Source organism: Halomonas sp. 3D7M (assembly GCF_014897885.1).
In the GTDB taxonomy this organism is placed as follows: Bacteria; Pseudomonadota; Gammaproteobacteria; order Pseudomonadales; family Halomonadaceae; genus Vreelandella.
The window spans coordinates 1-1,850 of the sequence record NZ_JABUZF010000245.1 but is presented as its reverse complement, the minus strand read 5'-3'; the positions used below and the strand labels follow the sequence as shown (position 1 = coordinate 1,850).

Below are 1,850 nucleotides of genomic sequence, written 5' to 3'. Positions count from 1 at the left end.
GATAACCCCACTCGGGAATGACGGGGCTGAGGTGGCTCTGGAATGACGGGGCAGAGTGGTTCTGGAATTACGGGGCTGAGGTGGGGCGGAAATAATAGGAATGAGGGGAGCCGGTTCATACTTCTCGGAGCGAGTGTTCGAGCGCGAAAATCTCTCAGAAGTAGATTGAGATGCGTTTTCCAAGTTGGTCAATATGCTTGTTAATGCCGCATTGGAGAAGCATCATGGCTAGTTCCTCGGAAGTATTGCTCAGGGTTTGCAAGAAGAGCCATTGATCTTAATCACGGGCGCAACGCTGCGGCTAAAACGCATCTGCCAGAGCTGGTTGATGTCGCTGCTTTGCGTAAGAAATTGGGCATGACCCATATGGGGTTTGCTGCTAAATTTTGTATTAGCGGCGCATTGGACACGCGGTGATGATGTCGTCGCCAAAGAGCTACAAGTCGTCTAAGAGCCTTATCGTAGCCCACCACCCAATGCGCCATTCAACGAAGAAGCGCTCAGATGCAGTTATTCTATTAATCCAGGCTATTCAAGGCGATTCACCGATATTATGGCGAGAAAAACACTCAGTTTGAAAACGAGAAGGCAGATAGATGCCAAGCCCGCCGACGAAGTTGAAGATCAATTTCCTGATGATCCCGAAAAACGTTTTTTAAATGGCGTGGCGATTCATCCTAGCCCACGCATTGTTTTAGAGCTTGGCTCTTCGCAGCGTAGTGTGCGCGCGATGGATTTGATTACGCCTATTGGGATGGGGCAACGCGGATTGATTGTTGCGCCGCCGGGCTCTGGCAAATCGACGCTGTTAAAACATATCTGTCAGGCCGTGGCAGAAGCGTATCCTGACATAAAGCTGTATGCCTTGCTGATTGATGAGCGCCCTGAAGAAGTGACCGATTTTAAGCGCAGTGTGTCGGCAGACGTACATGCATCGTCTTCAGACGAAAGCTACGCACACCATGTGCATATGGCCGATAAGCTTCTTGAGACGGCGCGTAAGCAGGCGGGCGAGGGACATGATGTGATGATTGTGATCGATTCTCTTACTAGGCTCTCGCGCGTTCATAATGCCGAGCAGCGCGGCAATGGTCGTACGATGTCGGGTGGGCTGGATAGCCGTGCGATGGAAATACCGCGAAAACTGTTTGGTGCCGCGAGAAAGATCGAAAACGGAGGATCGCTCACCATTCTGGCTACCGTGCTGGTGGATACGGGAAGCCGTATGGATCAGGTGATTTTCGAGGAGTTTAAGGGCACGGGCAATATGGAAATCGTGCTATCACGGGAAGTGGCGAATCAACGGATTTTCCCGGCGATAGATATTGCCAAAAGCAGTACCCGTCGAGAAGAGCTGTTGATTGATGCGAAAGATATTGAAAAAGTACGCGCATTGCGTCGAGCGTTGACACATCTTAAGCCAGTAGAAGGCGCGCAGAAGTTGCTTGAGTTATTGGATAAATATCCAACCAATGCCGAGCTGTTAGATGCGTTTTTACCCGCATCGTAAATGTATGCGATCAAGAAGCTCACTTTTGTAAGAGATGAGCTTCTTTGTTAAAGCTTAACGACTGCTTTTTTTAACATGGTTCAAGTTGGAAGCGGGGACGGCTTTTTTAACCGGGAAGCCCTCAACTTCTTTGCGCTCAATAATGTTTTTTAATCGCTTTTCAATCGCACAAAGATTTTTAAAGTCACTGATGTCGACAAGAGAGATGGCTTCACCTGAGGCACCCGCGCGGCCGGTGCGGCCAATGCGGTGGATGTACTCTTCTGGCTGGAAAGGTAAATCGTAATTCACCACTCGGCTCAGCTCACCAATATCCAACCCCCGAGCGGCTACGCCCGTA

Annotated in this window: 2 protein-coding genes; one reads left to right on the top strand and one right to left on the bottom strand. The window is 49.9% G+C overall.

The window, feature by feature from the left end; genetic code table 11:
• The first annotated feature begins 553 nt into the window (after positions 1-553).
• Positions 554-1,510, top strand: a complete 957-nt coding sequence (gene rho / locus INT22_RS14280) for a transcription termination factor Rho (RefSeq protein ID WP_193068447.1) — start codon at positions 554-556, stop codon at positions 1,508-1,510.
• A gap of 54 nt (positions 1,511-1,564) precedes the next feature.
• Here the strand turns inward: rho and INT22_RS14275 are convergent.
• Positions 1,565-1,850: C-terminal helicase domain-containing protein (locus tag INT22_RS14275; protein WP_193068446.1), on the bottom strand; the 286-nt coding region annotated here is incomplete at its 5' end.